Here is a 14,240-nt window from a genome sequence, read left to right as displayed (position 1 = left end):
CTAGGGCTGGAGCAGGCCCGCCTTGATCGCCTCGTCGCGCAGGTTCTGGCGCGGGCGCGGGCCGACCTGCTGGATGACCAGCCCGGCGGCGAGCGAGCCGAGATCGCCGCAGCGCTTGAGGTCCAGCCCCGCCGTGTAGCCGTAGAGGAACCCGGCGGCATAGAGATCGCCGGCGCCGGTCGTGTCGACGAGTTTTGCCAGCGGTATGGCGCTGACCTTCACCGTCTCGTCGCCCCGCACGATGACCGACCCCTTCTCGGAGCGCGTCACCGCCGCCATCCGGCAGTCCTTGCGGATCAGCTCCACCGCGTCGTCGAACGACTCGGTCTGGTAGAGCGACCTGATCTCGTTGTCGTTGGCAAAGACGATGTCGACCGTGCCCGAACGCATCAGGTCGAGGAATTCCTCGCGGTAGCGATCGACGCAGAAGGAATCCGAGAGCGTCATCGAGACCTCGCGGCCTGCCGCATGGGCGTGCTCGGCCGTCAGCCGGATCGCCTCCTTGGCGCGCGGCGGATCCCAAAGGTAGCCCTCGAAATAGGTGACCTTGGCGCCGGCCGCCTTGTCGGCCTCGACGTCCTCGGGCCCGAGTTCGACGCAGGCGCCGAGATAGGTGTTCATCGAGCGCTCGCCGTCGGGCGTGACGAAGATCATCGAGCGCGCCGTCGCCGGTTCGCCGGAGAGCGGCACCGTGTCGAAGGCGACGCCCTGGGCACGGATGTCGTGCGTGTAGATGTCGCCGAGCTGATCCTTGGAGACCTTGCCGAAGAAGGCGGCGCGGCCGCCGAGGCTGGCGATGCCGGCCGCCGTGTTGCCGGCGCTGCCGCCGGACGCCTCGATGGCGGGGCCCATGCGGCTGTAGAGCAGGTTGGCGCGCTCCGGGTCGATGAGATTCATCGCCCCCTTGATGATGCCGTTGTCGGCGAGAAAATCGTCGTCGCACTGGGCGATGATGTCGACAATGGCATTGCCGATGCAGAGCACGTCGTATTCGCTCATGAAGGTCTCCGGGACGCGGCGGGCCGGGCTATTTGGCATGCCGGCCGCCGGCGGGTCTACAAGACCGGTCGATTTTTGGAAACCCGCCGGCCGGCATTTCTTGCCGCGCAGGGCCGCCTCGCCTATCTGACTGGTGAAAACCGGGAGCCACCATGATCCTCGACGCCGCCCGCGCCGCCGCCGGCAATCTCTTCACCGCCGAATTCCGCGCCGTCTTCTTCAAGACGCTCGGCCTGACGCTGCTGGCGCTCGCCGGCCTGTGGTTCGGGCTGAAGGAGACATTCGACTGGCTGGCGCTGCCGTGGATCGACGCGCTGATGCCCGGCTTGCCGAGCTGGGCCGGCTGGCTGAGCTTCGTCACGGCGATCGCCGCCGGCATCGGGCTGGCGCTGGTGCTGGCGCTGCTGATCGCGCCAGTGACGGCGATCGTGGCGGGCCTGTTTCTCGACGATGCCGCAGAGACGGTGGAACGCGTGGCCTATCCGCAGGAACCGCCGGGCCGCGCGGTGCCGGCCATTCCGGCGCTGGTGATGTCGCTGAAATTCCTGTTCGTCGTGATCCTCGGCAATCTGTTCGCGCTGCTGCTGCTGCTCATCCCGGGCATCAACATCGGCGCCTTCTTCATCGTCAACGGCTACCTGCTTGGGCGCGAGTTCTTCGAATTCGCCGCCATGCGCTTCCGCCCCGAGGCCGAGGCCAAGGCGCTGCGCCGCAAATATGCCGGCACGGTGTTTCTCGCCGGGCTGGTGATCGCCGGCTTCCTGGCCGTGCCGCTGCTCAACCTCGTGACGCCGCTGTTTGCCGCGGCGATGATGGTGCACCTGCACAAGATGGTGGCGGCGCGCGATGCCGCGCCGGCAGGCCTGCGCCGCTAAAGCGCCGTCACTCGTCGGGCCGGGCGAACAGCGCCTGGGCGCGCGAGAAGGGCATCGCATCGCGGGCGAAGCCGAAACTGCCGCCGTCGAGCATTTCCTTCGCCGCCCTCTCGACCATGCCGAAGGCATAGGTGGTTAGCTTCGATCCGAGCGAGATGCGGGCAGCGCCGGCGGCGGCGAGCGCGGCGACGGAGAAATCCGCCACGGCAAGCACGTTGACCGGCTTGGAGACGGCGGAGCAGACCTTCCCGACAGTGGACGTATCGGCGAGGCCCGGCGCATAGAGCACGTCGGCGCCGGCCGCCTCGAAGGCCTGCAGGCGCCTGATCGTGTCGTCGATGTCGGGCCGGCCCCAGAGGTAATTCTCGGCGCGCGCCGTGAAGACGAAGTCGCTCTTCAGGGCGCGGGCGGCCTCGGCAGCGGCAGCCACCCGCTCGACGGCCAGCGAGAAGTCGTAGATCGGATCGGCGGCATCGCCCGTGTGATCCTCGATCGAGCAGCCGGCAAGCCCGGCAGCAGCGGCGGCGAAGACGGTCTCGGCGGCGCTCTCGGGCGAATCGCCCTTGCCGCGCTCGAGGTCGGCCGATACCGGCAGGTCGGTCGCCGCCGCCATCTCGCGGCAATGCTGGATCATCGTCTCGAAGCCGACACCGCCATCGGGCAGGCCGCGCGAGAAGGCGAAACCCGCGCTGGTCGTGGCGAGCGCCCGGAAGCCGCAGGAGGCAAGCAGCTTGGCCGTGCCGACGTCCCAGGGGTTCGGGATGATGAAAGGCGCACCTGCCCGATGCAGGTCGCGGAAAATCTTGCCCTTGTCCATGGTCGCCGTCCCGAAATGTCGCCCGGCGAGAGCCGGACGGATTCACGCTCCGAACGGACGCATCCTACCGGATGCGGAGCCCCCGGAAAATCCCCTTATCGTTGGACCAGGGGCGCTCCTGACAGCATGTCATCCGGTGCCGGTCGAGCCGAAACCGCCGCCACCGCGGACGGTCTCGCCGGCCAGGGTGCGCTCCTCGATCGCGGCGCGGGTGACCGGCGCGATAACCATCTGGGCCACGCGCATGCCGCGGGTAACGACGAAATCCTCGTCGCCCAGATTGACCAGCAGCACCTTGACCTCGCCGCGGTAGTCGCTGTCGATCGTGCCGGGCGTGTTGAGGCAGGTGATGCCGTTCTTGAAGGCAAGGCCGGAGCGGGGCCGCACCTGGCCCTCGAAACCGTCCGGAATCTCGAAGACGAGACCGGTCGGCACGAGCGCGCGACGCCCCGGCAGAAGCAGCAGCGGCCGGTCCTCCGGCACCGCGGCGCGAAGGTCCATCCCGGCCGCTCCGGCGGTCTCGTAGGATGGCAGGTCGAGGCCCTCGCCATGCGGGAGCCGGACAAGGCCGAGGGTCGGGGAAGCTTGCGGGTCTTTCTTCATGGCCGCGACCCTATCGAAAAATCCGGCCGGCCGGTCAATCGCAGCGTTGCTCGATCAACCGCTTTTTTCAGCGCAGTTCCACCGGCACGACTGTGGTTTCCTTGATCTCCTCCATGACGAAGGAGGCCGAAACGTCCGACAGCGGCACCTTGGCGATGAGCCGCTGGTAGAGCCGGTCATAGGCCTTAACGTCGGCAACGCGGGCGCGCAGCACGTAGTCGAGGTCGCCCGACATGCGGTAGGCGCCGGTGATCTCCGGAAAGGTGGCGACCGCGCCATGGAAGCGGGCAAGCCAGTCGCGGTCGTGGTTCGAGGTCCGGATCAGGATGAAGACCGAAAGGCCAAGGCCGAGCTTTTCGGCATCGACGAGGGCGACACGCCCGGTGATGAAGCCGTCGTCCTCCAGCCGCCGCATGCGCCGCCAGCAGGCATTGCGAGAGAGGTTGATGCGCTCGGACATCTGATCGGCCGACAGCGTGGCGTCGCGCTGGAGTTCCGCGAGGATCCGTCGATCAATTTCATCCAGAACGTACGCCATGTTGGGATGAATGTCCCATCGATGAACCAATTGCAAGGACAAATTGAGATGTCTTCTTCCGGCGAGCCGCGCATATTGGAGGCCTCGCTGAGAGAAGGGGAACCGTTCATGACTACAAGAATTGCCAGGCTTTTCGTCGAACATCCGGCATCGGTGGACGAAACCTATTTCGGCCACATGGCCTTTGCGGGCTGGTTCGCCTCGCGCCTGTTTGCCGCCGGCTTCGCCGCGCTCGTTCACGCTTTCTTGCCTTTTCTGTTCGAAACTACGGCCAGTACGATCATCCGCGAACTCTACGAGCGGACGCACAACAGGGGCAGATAGTTCATGTGCCGGTGGGCGGCCTATTCCGGGCAGGAAGTCTTCCTCGAAGACATCGTCACGTCGCCTTGCCACTCGCTGATCGCGCAGAGCCATTGTGCGCAGGAAGCCAAGTCGCCGACCAATGGCGACGGTTTTGGCCTCGCCTGGTATGGCGACCGGCCCGAACCCGGTCTCTATCGCGACATTCTGCCAGCCTGGTCCGACCCGAACCTGATCAGCCTTTGCCGGCAGATCCGCTCCCCGCTTTTCCTCGCCCATATCCGCGCCTCCACCGGCGGCGCGACCAGCCGGGCGAATTGCCACCCCTTCGTGTCGGGCCGTTGGTCGTTCATCCATAACGGCCAGATCGGCGGCTTCGAGCGCATTCGCCGGTCGCTGGAGAATGCCATCCCGGACGAACTCTACGACCAGAAGCAGGGAACCACCGATTCGGAGCTGTTCTTCCTGCTGATGCTGGACGAGGGGCTCGACGCCGACCCGCGAGGCGCTGCGCTGCGCGCCACCGGACGCGTGATCGACGCCGCAAACCGGGCCGGCATCGAACCGTCGCTGAAGCTGACCGCCGCCTTCTCGGACGGGCGGTCGCTATTTGCCATCCGCTATGCCACCGATGACCATGCGCCGACGCTCTATACCGGCGAGATGCGCGGCGGCGCGGGACGCTGCCTCGTCTCGGAGCCCTTCGACCGCGAGGGCGGCAACTGGCAGGCGATCGCCCAATCGAGCTTCGTCACCGTGGCCGACGGGGCAATGAGCATCCAGCCCTTCGTGCCGTCCTTCAAGGGCCTCGCCCTCGCCGGCTGACCCGCAGCGCCCGGCCGGAGAAAAGCCGAGGCGCAACCCCCGACGTGTGTTTTGGACATATCCGCCAAATTATTGGCATGGCGAGGCCGCGCGGGGATTTACAAATGGCGCTCGCGGGCGTTCCGTGTCGGCATGGTTTGAGGGAGCCGCGCCATGATCCTGGGAATGTCCGTTTCCACCTTCACCACCCTGCATGTGCTGATCAGCCTGGTTGCCATCGCCACCGGCCTGATCGTCGTCTGGGGCATGCTGACCGCCAACCGCGTGAGCAGCCTGACCTTCGTCTTCCTGCTGACGACCGTGCTGACAACGCTGACAGGGTTCCTGTTTCCGATCACCGCCTTCACGCCGGCGCTGGGCGTGGGCATCGTGTCGAGCCTCGTCCTGCTCGTCACGCTGGCCGCGCTCTATGCCTTCCGCCTGCGCGGGCCCTGGCGCTGGGTCTATGTCGCCGGCGCTGTCCTGTCGCTCTATCTCAACGTCTTCGTGCTGGTGGTGCAGTCCTTCCTGAAGGTGCCGGCGCTGAACGCGCTGGCGCCAGGCGGGAACGAGCCGCCCTTCACGATCGCGCAAGGCATCTTGCTGGTGGTATTCATTCTGATCGGGCTTCTGTCGCTGCGGCGGTTCCATCCGATCGCCTGACGCGCCATTTCCGTTCGACAGGTCGAATCCCGGCTGCTAAAAGCCGCGCCACACGGGATTTCACGACATTGGCAGAAGACATCAACAAAGCGGTGGCGCGCCGGCGCACTTTTGCGATCATCGCCCATCCGGACGCCGGCAAGACGACGCTGACGGAAAAGCTGCTGCTGTTCGGCGGCGCGATCCAGCTTGCCGGCGAGGTGAAGGCGAAGAAGGACAAGATCCAGACGCGCTCCGACTGGATGAAGATCGAGCGCGAACGCGGCATCTCGGTCGTCACCTCGGTGATGACGTTCGAATATGGCGACAACGTCTTCAACCTGCTGGACACGCCGGGCCACGAGGACTTCGCCGACGACACCTACCGCACGCTTTCGGCTGTCGATTCGGCGGTCATGGTCATCGACGCCGCCAAGGGCATCGAGCCGCGCACGCTGAAGCTGTTCGAGGTCTGCCGGCTGCGCGACATCCCGATCGTCACCTTCGTCAACAAGATGGACCGCGAGGCGCGCAACACGTTCGAGATCCTCGACGAGATCGAACAGAAACTGGCGCTCGACACCGCGCCGATCACCTGGCCGATCGGCCAGGGCAAGAGCTTTGCCGGCACCTATCACCTGGCGCAGAACGCGGTGCGCCGCGGCGATGCCGAAAAGGAGCGCACCAAGGTCAACGGGCCCGATTCCGACAAGGTCGCCGGGCTGCTGCCGGAGAATGAGCGCGAGACCTTCATCGACGAGCTTGAACTGGCGCGCGAGGCCTGCCGGCCCTTCGACAAGCAGGCGTTCCTGGAAGGCCATCTCACGCCGGTCTTCTTCGGCTCGGCCCTGCGCAATTACGGCGTGCGCGACCTGATCGAGGCGCTCGGCGAGTTTGCGCCGCCGCCGCGCGACCAGGAAGCAGACACCCGGATGGTGCACGCGACGGAGCCGGCGATGAGCGCCTTCGTGTTCAAGATCCAGGCCAACATGGACCCGAACCACCGCGACCGCATCGCCTTCGTGCGCGTGTGCTCGGGCGAACTGAAACGCGGCATGAAGGCGAAGCTGGTACGCACCGGCAAGCCGATGAGCCTTTCGGCGCCGCAGTTCTTCTTCGCGCGTTCGCGCATCACCGCCGACGAAGCTTTCGCCGGCGACGTGGTCGGCATCCCCAACCACGGCACGCTGCGCATCGGCGACACGCTGACGGACGGCGAGGAACTGCTGTTCCGGGGTGTGCCGAACTTTGCGCCGGAAATCCTGCGCCGGGTGCGGCTCGGCGACGCGATGAAAGCCAAGAAGCTGAAGGAAGCGCTGCAGCAGATGGCCGAGGAAGGCGTCGTGCAGCTGTTCTCGCCGGAAGACGGCTCGCCGGCGATCGTCGGCGTGGTCGGCGCGCTGCAGCTCGACGTGCTGAAAGAGCGGCTGTCGGTGGAATATTCGCTGCCGGTGGAATTCGAGGTCGCGCGCTTCTCCATCTGCCGCTGGATCGACGCCGACAGCCCGGCGGAGCTCTACCGTTTCGTCGAGGCGCATCATGGCGACATCGCCCGCGATCTTGACGGCGACCCGGTGTTCCTCGCCCAGCACGAGTTCTCGCTCAACTACGAGGCCGAGCGCTGGAAGGCGATCCGCTTCACGGCCATCAAGGACTACCAGGTCCGGGACAAGGCCGCGTGATGCTGTCGCGCCGGGTGAGGAACGGAATAACCCCGGGATTGCATTCGCCTAGATGAGTGCACGAACTGGTGGCGGAAGCGGCGCGCACTACTTAGTGTCAGGACCGACCAGATCGCGACACGACAGCGGACAACACGCATGAGCAAGGCCGAGAACGGTGCAGCAACCGGCAGATCGAATCCAGCTGCGTCGGCGCCCATCACGGTCAGGTCGGCGGTGCTGCTCATCCTCGCCTTCTTCGTGGTGTTCGCCGCCTTCATAGCCTTGTGGCTGACACAGGCGCACGAGGCCGCCCGCATGCGCGGCGAGGACCGCGTCGCGGCCGCCTCGCAGGTGGTGGCGACCAATGCGCTGTGGATCAGCGAGGTGGCGCGCCAGGCGCTGCGCCGCATCGACGACACGGTCGGGCCGTCGCTGCAGCCGCGCAGCGGCAAGGTGCAGGACATCCGCGAGGCGGTCGACAGCCTGCCGGGCCAGGTGAAGGCCTATGTCGTCGATGCCAAGGGTGACACGATCTACTCCACGGACCCCGAGGTGAAGCCGATCAACATCACCGACCGCGACTATTTCGCGGTGCTTGCCGCGGGCAAGTCGTCCTACCTGTCGGGACTGATGGTGAGCCGGCTCAACGACAAGCAGATCTTCGTGTTCAGCCGCCGCCTGGTGCGCGACGGAAAATTCGCGGGCGCCGCGATTATCTCCTTCGACGTGGCGCTGCTGGCCAGCGTGTGGGCCTCGCTGGACCTCGGCGCCAACTCGACGATCAGTCTGGTGCGCGACGACGGCATGCTGGTGGCCCGCTACCCGCTTGCCGACAAGCCGCTCGACATGAGCAACTACACCCTCTTCACCGACCATCTGAAGCAGGCGCCGACCGGGACCTACAGCGGCCCGTCCCCGATCGACGGCGTCGAGCGCCTGGTAAGCTTCCGAACGGTGCCCGGCACCAGGTTCATTGCTCTGGCATCGATCGACGAGCGCGAGGCGATGGCGCTGTTCTGGAACAATGCGCTGATCACCCTGCTGCTCGCCCTGCCCACGGCGCTTGGGCTGGCGGCCGCCTCGCTGTGGATCACGCAGCTGCTGCAGCGGGACGCCACGCGGCGGCGCGAACTGGCAACGGCGCTGGAGAGCAACAAGTTGCTGCTGCGCGAAATCCATCACCGGGTGAAGAACAACCTGCAGTCGATCCAGTCGCTGGTCAGGCTGCAGAACATTCCCGACGACGCCAAGACCGACCTCAGGGGCCGCATCGCGGCAATGGCCTCGGTGCATGAGCACATCTACAGCTTCGACCAGTTTGCCGACGTCGAGGCGAGCGAGATGCTACGGTCGGTGATCAAGGCGCTGGTCGAGACCTACGCCAAGGATGTCGATGTCGATTACGACCTGCAGTCGATGGTGGTCGACCATGACCAGGCCACGCCGCTGGCGCTGGTGGCCAACGAGATCGTCACCAACAGCCTGAAATATGCCTTCGCCGACCGCCGCAAGGGCAAGATCAGTATCCGGCTCGAGCCGATCGGCGACGGGCGCGCGCGGCTCGTCATCGCCGACAACGGCGTCGGCTTCGATGCCGACGCGGTGCGCACGGGCATGGGCAGCAAGCTGATCAAGGGCGTGGTCGACCAGCTCGACGGCAACTTCGCCTACGATTTCGCGAGCGGCACGACCTTTACGCTCGAATTCGCCCTGCACAGCCGGAACTCACGATGAGGGCCGACACGGCCAGGACCCTGCCCCGGGAGGCCGCATGCACATGACCCTGTCAGCCTTCGACCTGATCGCACTGCTGCTGGTGCTGACGGCGACCTTCGGCTGGATCAACCATCGCTTCATCAAGCTGCCCAACACGATTGGCATGCTGGTGATGGGGCTGGCCTCGTCGCTGCTGCTGATCGCCTTCGAACTGTCGGTGCCGGAGATCTCGCTCTACGAGGACCTGACGCAGCTGGTCGGGGAGTTCGATTTCCAGAACACCGTGCTGAACGGCATGCTGGCTTTCCTGCTGTTTGCCGGCGCGCTGCATGTCGATCTCGGGCTGCTGCGCATGCGCGCCGCGGTGGTCGGAACGATGGCGACGTTCGGCGTGCTGATCTCGACGGCGGTGGTCGGGTTCGGCTTCTGGGGCTTTGCGCAGCTTGTCGGCGTCGACATCTCCCTGCCCTGGGCAATGGTGTTCGGTGCGCTGATCAGCCCGACCGATCCGGTGGCCGTGCTCTCGACGCTGAAGGCGGTGCGCGTGCCGAAGGCGCTCGAGGTCGACATGATCGGCGAGTCGCTGTTCAACGACGGCGTCGGCGTCGTGATCTTCGCGGTGATCCTCTCCCTCGCCGTCGGCTTGCAGGGCGGGGCCGTGGACCTCGCGCATGTCGCCGAACTGTTCGTCGTTGAGGCGCTCGGCGGCGCGCTGCTCGGACTGATCGCCGGGTACATCGCCTACCGCGCCATGCTGGCGATCGACGACTATCCCATCGAGGTGCTGATCTCGCTGGCACTGGTGACCGGCGCCTATGCGCTGGCCGCAAAGCTGCATCTCAGCGGACCGATCGCGGTGGTGGTCGGCGGGCTCCTGATCGGCAACAGGGGTGCCGCGCTTGCCATGAGCGACGAGACGCAGCGCTACCTGTTCGGATTCTGGACGCTGATCGACGAAATGCTCAACTCGGTGCTGTTCCTGCTGATCGGGCTCGAAGTGCTGGTGCTGCGCTACGATCCTTCCTTCGTCTGGCTGGCGCTGGTCAGCATTCCGCTGGTGCTGCTCGGCCGGCTGCTCGCCGTATCGATGCCGGTGCTGGCGCTTTCGGCGCGCCAGGATTTCGTGCGGGGAACCATTCCCGTGCTCGTGTGGGGCGGGTTGAGAGGCGGCATTTCGGTGGCCCTGGCGCTGTCGATCCCGGAAGTGGCCGAGAAATCGGTGCTGCTCGCCGCGACATATACGGTGGTCGTGTTCACAATCGTCGTGCAAGGGCTTAGCCTGCGGCGGCTTGTGCAACGTGTGGTGGAATAGCTCCTTGACGGCAGACCAGACCTACTTCCAGACCATCCGCGAACTCTACGAACAGAACACGCCGCGGGCGCACACGTTTCGCTATGCGCTGCTGGTCTTCGACGTGCTGACCATCCTGTTCGTCATCGCCACCTCGTTCACGCCGCGCGGCATGGCTGTCGAAGTTCTGGACGGCGTCATCGGCACCATCATCCTTGCGGACTTCGTCGCCCGGATAGCCCTGTCACGCAAGCGCCTCAAGTCGCTGCTGCATATCGGCACGCTGGCCGACATCGTCGCGATCGTCTCGTTCCTGGCGCCGGTAGCCGGCGAGGGTCTGGGCTTCCTGCGCATCTTCCGCACCCTGCGCCTGCTCTACACCTACCAGGTGCTGGCCCGCTTGAAGGCCGATTTCAAGATCGTGTCGCGACATGCCGACGTTCTGGCGGCGGTGATAAACCTCGGTGTCTTCATCTTCGTGATGACCGGCCTCGTCTACGAGACGCAGTATCGCAGCAACCCCGACATCGGCAATTACGCCGACGCGCTCTATTTCACGGTGACGGCGCTGACGACGACAGGTTTCGGCGACATCACGCTGCCGGGGACGACAGGACGGCTGATCTCGGTGGCGATCATGATCGTCGGCGTGACGCTGTTCCTGCGCCTGGCGCAGGTGCTGCTGCGGCCGGAGAAGGTCACCTATGAGTGCCCGACCTGCGGCCTGACGCGGCACGACCCCGACGCGGTGCATTGCAAGCATTGCGGCGAGACGCTGCACATCAAGACCGAAGGCGCGACCTAGCGGCGGGGCCGGCAGAGTCGGTGGGCAACCCGGCGGATAGCCGTCAATCCTCGGGCACGTGGAAAGCGTCCACTTCGCCGGCAAGCGCCCGGCAGACCGTTCTGCCCCTTCGGCGCCATTGCATGATGACCGGACGCCGGAACGGCCAGGGCGTGACTATCGTGCGGTCAGAGCCCGCCTCTGCGAGGATGCGGTTCAGGAGGTCGATGAAGGCCTGTCGCTGCGGCCGCATCCGCTCAAGCGTCTGCTGGCGGACATATTCCCTTGGTATCTGCCGCGCCCGCAGGGCCCCGACCGCGCCCGCGACCGATCGCGGGTCGGGGTCGACGGTCAGGCAGTAGTCATTGTCGAGAAAGTGCTGCCGGCCGCCGCGGCTCGGCGTCGAGATGACCGGCAACCCGGCAAGAAGGTATTCGATGCTGGCGAACATCGGCCCCTCAACTTCCGAAAGGCACAGGCCGACAGACGCGCGGTTGAGCTCTGCATTGACCTCGTCCGGCGCCAGCCGGACGGCGAAGCCCTGTTCGTCCAACCGGTTGATGAAGACGTGCCCCGGTGCGCGGGCGGTGTGGCCGGCGATCAGGGCTGCCTCGTCGCGTGCCGTGTTGGGACCGGTCTCATCCCGGTAGTAGAGGAAGGCGCATCGTTCGACGCCGAGGCTGAGTTCGTGGCGTTTCCACGGACGCAACTGGGCATTGTAGATCGCATCGAACTCGACCGGGACATCGTCCAGCGGTCGAAAGACATGCTCGGAGACGACCGATGTCTTGATGTGAAAGAGCGCCGCCTCGCCGACCTCCTGCATCTGCGCGACCTCCTGTTCGGTGTTGCACAGGAAAACCAGGCGATGCCAGGGATTGAACAGGCGGTGCATGACGGCATAGCCGCGCAGGGCCTTGGCGAAGAAGTTGCCCTCGAGGGACCAGGTCGGCGACAGCAGGAACCACGCGTTGCGGTTTCGCCACCGCCACGGCAGCTCGCTCGCCAGTCCGAGCGGCGCCTGGGTGATGCCGGAGTAGGCGATGAACGGATCGGCGGAGATCAGGCTCGACTGGAGAATGGTCGCTCTCGAGAAGGGCCGGCGCCTTCTGAAGCCCGACTTCGCGTGACGCAACAGGATGCGGGTCAGTTCGTTGGACGTGGGCGGACGAAATCCGAGATCGGACGCAAGGTCGTCAGCGGGGGTTCGTTGTCGGCCCGACTGGTCGCACGAAGATTTCGATCGGCTATGGATCATCAGGTTGGTGTATCGCCTCCGCCGTGAGACTCAAGTAATCCTCTCCGATGTACCCCACCATCCGCAACCAAGAACATGACTCATCAAGCTCCCTATCCATTTACCTCCTTCACACGAAGCCCTCGCGTCGCCGTCATCGTAGGTTGCTATAATCAGGCGGAATTCGTCGAGGCGGCAATCCGGTCGGTCGCGTCGCAGAGCCACGTCGATTTCGAATGTGTTGTGATCGACGATGTGTCGTCCGACGGCTCCCGGGAGAGAATCCGGGCAGTGCTGGCGGAGATGAGAGATGATCGTTTTCGCTTCCTGGAGCGGACGGCCAATGGCGGCCAGATGACGACCATGATGCAGGGGTTTGATGCAACGAGTTCGCCTTTCGTGGCATTTCTCGATGCGGACGACGTCTGGAGCCGAGACTTCATCGAACGGCACGTCAGGGCTCATCTCAGCAGGAACGGCATCAGGGCGATCTCGTCGTCGGACGCGGACATTATCGATGACACCAACACAATCGTGGCAGGCGGCTTGCCGATGTTTCGCGACGGTGACATGCGCCAAACGGGTCGAGGTCGCAAACTCTTCCACGAGGTTCAAGAAGGCGGCGACACGCTCGTCTTCGTCAATCGGCTGGTGCCAAAGTGGCGCTGGTCGACCACGTCGGGGATGATGTTCCGGCGTGACGCGATCCAGGCCATCCGCCCTCTCGACACTGACCGGATCCGGCATTGCGCCGACGCGTATCTTGCGCCGGCTGCCCATATGCTTGGCGGGACCGTCCGGATCGAGCACGTGCTTGGAAGCTATCGGCTGCACTCGAACAACGGTTGGGCTCATCAGCGACTTCTTGGCGACGCCTGCCGCATGGGATTGGCGCCGGAGGCGACCGATAAGGCAGTCCGAGCGGCGCTCGCAGAGCGATGGTGCGCCGTCGCACCCGATCTCGAACCGCTGATCCCACGGCGCCTGATGGGGCGGCTGCTGGTCAACCATATCGGGTGGGCCGAGGCTTTCGAACTGATCGCTGCCAATGCCGATGCGCACCGACTGCTGGGTGACTGGGCAACGCCGATGCGCCGGCGCATCCATCGCCTAGCAACATGCCTGCCGCGCCCGCTGCGTCCCCGGATCCTGAGATAGCTCTGCCCATGCGACCGTCCGACAAACAGGAGCGCCGATACGCATGAGAGCTTCGCGCGTCGCCAGGCAACTATCCGACGCCGCCCGTCGGCTGCTCAACCCGTCGGGGCCTGCGTTCCGGAGATCGGTCTATGGCCCGCTGCTTCTCGACACGCCGGACGACCGCACCTTCGAGCTCTGCCTGACAGGCTATGGCCCGTTCGTCGCCGAGCGGATCGCGGGCTACGGGCGCGAGTTCCTGTTTCTCGACATCGGCGCCAATCTCGGCCTGTTCAGCCTGATTGCCGACCGCCAGCCGCTCTGCCGAAGGGCGCTGGCCTTCGAGCCCCTGCCTTCCGTCTTCGCCAGCCTGCGCGCCAATCTCGAGCGCAACAGTGCGGCAAAGGTCACCGCCCACTGCTGCGCCATCAGCGCTGCCGGCGGTCATGTCGAACTGTCCCATGATCCAGCCCATTCGGGCATGTCGAAGGTGATGCCGCAACGAGGCCCGGGCACTGTTCGGGCCAGGGCGATAGGCGCGACCGAACTGGACCGGCTGGTCGGCGAGCCGCAAGGCGACATCCTGGCCAAGATCGACGTCGAGGGCAGCGAGGCGGCGGTGCTTTCGATCCTGCGACAGACGCGGTTCTATCCGGCGATCAAGGCGATCATCATCGAGGTCTCCGAGCACAACCTGGCCGGCGACGGCAAGGCGGGACTGCTGGCGCTGCTGGCATCTGAGGGCTTCGTGGAGATTTCCCGGGCCGGCCCGGACGAGCACTACGACGCCTATTATGTGCGGCAGGATGCGGCCGGCTAGCAGCCGGCCG

15 protein-coding genes are annotated in these 14,240 nt (G+C 65.6%); 10 read left to right on the top strand and 5 right to left on the bottom strand.

Features of this window, described 5'->3' with window-relative positions:
• Complete coding sequence (locus ACT2BZ_RS09210; RefSeq protein WP_457940610.1) at positions 1 to 999, bottom strand: adenosine kinase; 999 nt, start codon at positions 997 to 999, stop codon at positions 1 to 3.
• A gap of 152 nt (positions 1,000 to 1,151) precedes the next feature.
• Here ACT2BZ_RS09210 and ACT2BZ_RS09205 point away from each other — a divergent pair, with 152 nt between their 5' ends.
• Positions 1,152 to 1,874, top strand: a complete 723-nt coding sequence (locus tag ACT2BZ_RS09205; RefSeq protein ID WP_457940609.1) for a sulfate transporter family protein — start codon at positions 1,152 to 1,154, stop codon at positions 1,872 to 1,874.
• 7 nt (positions 1,875 to 1,881) lie between these two features.
• On the opposite strand, the gene ACT2BZ_RS09200 is transcribed toward ACT2BZ_RS09205, so the two are convergent.
• The 3 genes from ACT2BZ_RS09200 to ACT2BZ_RS09190 all read right to left on the bottom strand — a co-directional run bounded on the left by ACT2BZ_RS09200 (position 1,882) and on the right by ACT2BZ_RS09190 (position 3,832).
• Positions 1,882 to 2,691 (bottom strand): isocitrate lyase/PEP mutase family protein, encoded by an 810-nt coding sequence (locus ACT2BZ_RS09200; RefSeq protein ID WP_457940607.1) that lies wholly within the window; start codon positions 2,689 to 2,691, stop codon positions 1,882 to 1,884.
• 129 nt (positions 2,692 to 2,820) lie between these two features.
• Positions 2,821 to 3,294 (bottom strand): dUTP diphosphatase, encoded by a 474-nt coding sequence (gene dut, locus ACT2BZ_RS09195; protein ID WP_457940606.1) that lies wholly within the window; start codon positions 3,292 to 3,294, stop codon positions 2,821 to 2,823.
• A 67-nt stretch (positions 3,295 to 3,361) separates the two neighbouring features.
• A complete protein-coding gene (locus ACT2BZ_RS09190) occupies positions 3,362 to 3,832 on the bottom strand; it encodes an Lrp/AsnC family transcriptional regulator (RefSeq protein WP_457940604.1) in 471 nt (156 codons plus the stop codon).
• A 108-nt stretch (positions 3,833 to 3,940) separates the two neighbouring features.
• On the opposite strand from ACT2BZ_RS09190, the gene ACT2BZ_RS09185 reads away from it, so the two are divergent.
• The 7 genes from ACT2BZ_RS09185 to ACT2BZ_RS09155 all read left to right on the top strand — a co-directional run bounded on the left by ACT2BZ_RS09185 (position 3,941) and on the right by ACT2BZ_RS09155 (position 11,057).
• On the top strand, positions 3,941 to 4,156 hold the full coding sequence (locus ACT2BZ_RS09185) for a DUF6356 family protein (RefSeq protein ID WP_457940603.1): 216 nt from the start codon (positions 3,941 to 3,943) through the stop codon (positions 4,154 to 4,156).
• Positions 4,157 to 4,159: 3 nt separating this feature from the next.
• Positions 4,160 to 4,960, top strand: coding sequence for a class II glutamine amidotransferase (locus ACT2BZ_RS09180; protein ID WP_457940602.1), 801 nt, complete (start codon positions 4,160 to 4,162; stop codon positions 4,958 to 4,960).
• A gap of 153 nt (positions 4,961 to 5,113) precedes the next feature.
• Positions 5,114 to 5,602, top strand: coding sequence for a hypothetical protein (locus ACT2BZ_RS09175; RefSeq protein ID WP_457940600.1), 489 nt, complete (start codon positions 5,114 to 5,116; stop codon positions 5,600 to 5,602).
• 68 nt (positions 5,603 to 5,670) lie between these two features.
• Positions 5,671 to 7,263 carry a peptide chain release factor 3 gene (locus tag ACT2BZ_RS09170; RefSeq protein WP_457940599.1) on the top strand — a complete coding sequence of 531 codons (1,593 nt, stop codon included), beginning with the start codon at positions 5,671 to 5,673 and terminating at the stop codon, positions 7,261 to 7,263.
• Between the two features lie 138 nt (positions 7,264 to 7,401).
• The gene (locus ACT2BZ_RS09165) at positions 7,402 to 8,979 is read left to right on the top strand and encodes a sensor histidine kinase (protein ID WP_457940598.1); all 1,578 of its coding nucleotides are present in this window, start codon (positions 7,402 to 7,404) and stop codon (positions 8,977 to 8,979) included.
• A gap of 43 nt (positions 8,980 to 9,022) precedes the next feature.
• A complete protein-coding gene (locus ACT2BZ_RS09160) occupies positions 9,023 to 10,273 on the top strand; it encodes a cation:proton antiporter (RefSeq protein ID WP_457941261.1) in 1,251 nt (416 codons plus the stop codon).
• 4 nt (positions 10,274 to 10,277) lie between these two features.
• The gene (locus ACT2BZ_RS09155) at positions 10,278 to 11,057 is read left to right on the top strand and encodes an ion channel (RefSeq protein WP_457940597.1); all 780 of its coding nucleotides are present in this window, start codon (positions 10,278 to 10,280) and stop codon (positions 11,055 to 11,057) included.
• A 43-nt stretch (positions 11,058 to 11,100) separates the two neighbouring features.
• On the opposite strand, the gene ACT2BZ_RS09150 is transcribed toward ACT2BZ_RS09155, so the two are convergent.
• A complete protein-coding gene (locus tag ACT2BZ_RS09150; RefSeq protein ID WP_457940596.1) occupies positions 11,101 to 12,294 on the bottom strand; it encodes a glycosyltransferase in 1,194 nt (397 codons plus the stop codon).
• A gap of 75 nt (positions 12,295 to 12,369) precedes the next feature.
• Between ACT2BZ_RS09150 and ACT2BZ_RS09145 the strand changes: the two genes are divergently transcribed.
• Together ACT2BZ_RS09145 and ACT2BZ_RS09140 are read left to right on the top strand one after the other, a co-directional pair.
• Positions 12,370 to 13,431, top strand: a complete 1,062-nt coding sequence (locus ACT2BZ_RS09145; RefSeq protein WP_457940595.1) for a glycosyltransferase family 2 protein — start codon at positions 12,370 to 12,372, stop codon at positions 13,429 to 13,431.
• A 43-nt stretch (positions 13,432 to 13,474) separates the two neighbouring features.
• Positions 13,475 to 14,230, top strand: coding sequence for an FkbM family methyltransferase (locus ACT2BZ_RS09140; RefSeq protein WP_457940593.1), 756 nt, complete (start codon positions 13,475 to 13,477; stop codon positions 14,228 to 14,230).
• The last annotated feature ends 10 nt before the right edge of the window (positions 14,231 to 14,240 follow it).

Source organism: Mesorhizobium sp. 10J20-29 (assembly GCF_054130485.1).
This window is presented reverse-complemented; position numbering and strand designations above follow the sequence as displayed.

Bases quoted from the DNA above. Each gene is read 5' to 3' on its own strand.
- ACT2BZ_RS09140 (WP_457940593.1), top strand. From the start codon at position 13,475: ATGAGAGCTTCGCGCGTCGCCAGGCAACTATCCGACGCCGCCCGTCGG.
- ACT2BZ_RS09185 (WP_457940603.1), top strand. From the start codon at position 3,941: ATGACTACAAGAATTGCCAGGCTTTTCGTCGAACATCCGGCATCGGTG.
- ACT2BZ_RS09145 (WP_457940595.1), top strand. From the start codon at position 12,370: ATGACTCATCAAGCTCCCTATCCATTTACCTCCTTCACACGAAGCCCT.
- ACT2BZ_RS09150 (WP_457940596.1), bottom strand. From the start codon at position 12,294: ATGATCCATAGCCGATCGAAATCTTCGTGCGACCAGTCGGGCCGACAA.
- ACT2BZ_RS09200 (WP_457940607.1), bottom strand. From the start codon at position 2,691: ATGGACAAGGGCAAGATTTTCCGCGACCTGCATCGGGCAGGTGCGCCT.
- ACT2BZ_RS09210 (WP_457940610.1), bottom strand. From the start codon at position 999: ATGAGCGAATACGACGTGCTCTGCATCGGCAATGCCATTGTCGACATC.
- dut (WP_457940606.1), bottom strand. From the start codon at position 3,294: ATGAAGAAAGACCCGCAAGCTTCCCCGACCCTCGGCCTTGTCCGGCTC.
- ACT2BZ_RS09175 (WP_457940600.1), top strand. From the start codon at position 5,114: ATGATCCTGGGAATGTCCGTTTCCACCTTCACCACCCTGCATGTGCTG.
- ACT2BZ_RS09165 (WP_457940598.1), top strand. From the start codon at position 7,402: ATGAGCAAGGCCGAGAACGGTGCAGCAACCGGCAGATCGAATCCAGCT.
- ACT2BZ_RS09190 (WP_457940604.1), bottom strand. From the start codon at position 3,832: ATGGCGTACGTTCTGGATGAAATTGATCGACGGATCCTCGCGGAACTC.
- ACT2BZ_RS09180 (WP_457940602.1), top strand. From the start codon at position 4,160: ATGTGCCGGTGGGCGGCCTATTCCGGGCAGGAAGTCTTCCTCGAAGAC.
- ACT2BZ_RS09160 (WP_457941261.1), top strand. From the start codon at position 9,023: ATGACCCTGTCAGCCTTCGACCTGATCGCACTGCTGCTGGTGCTGACG.
- ACT2BZ_RS09205 (WP_457940609.1), top strand. From the start codon at position 1,152: ATGATCCTCGACGCCGCCCGCGCCGCCGCCGGCAATCTCTTCACCGCC.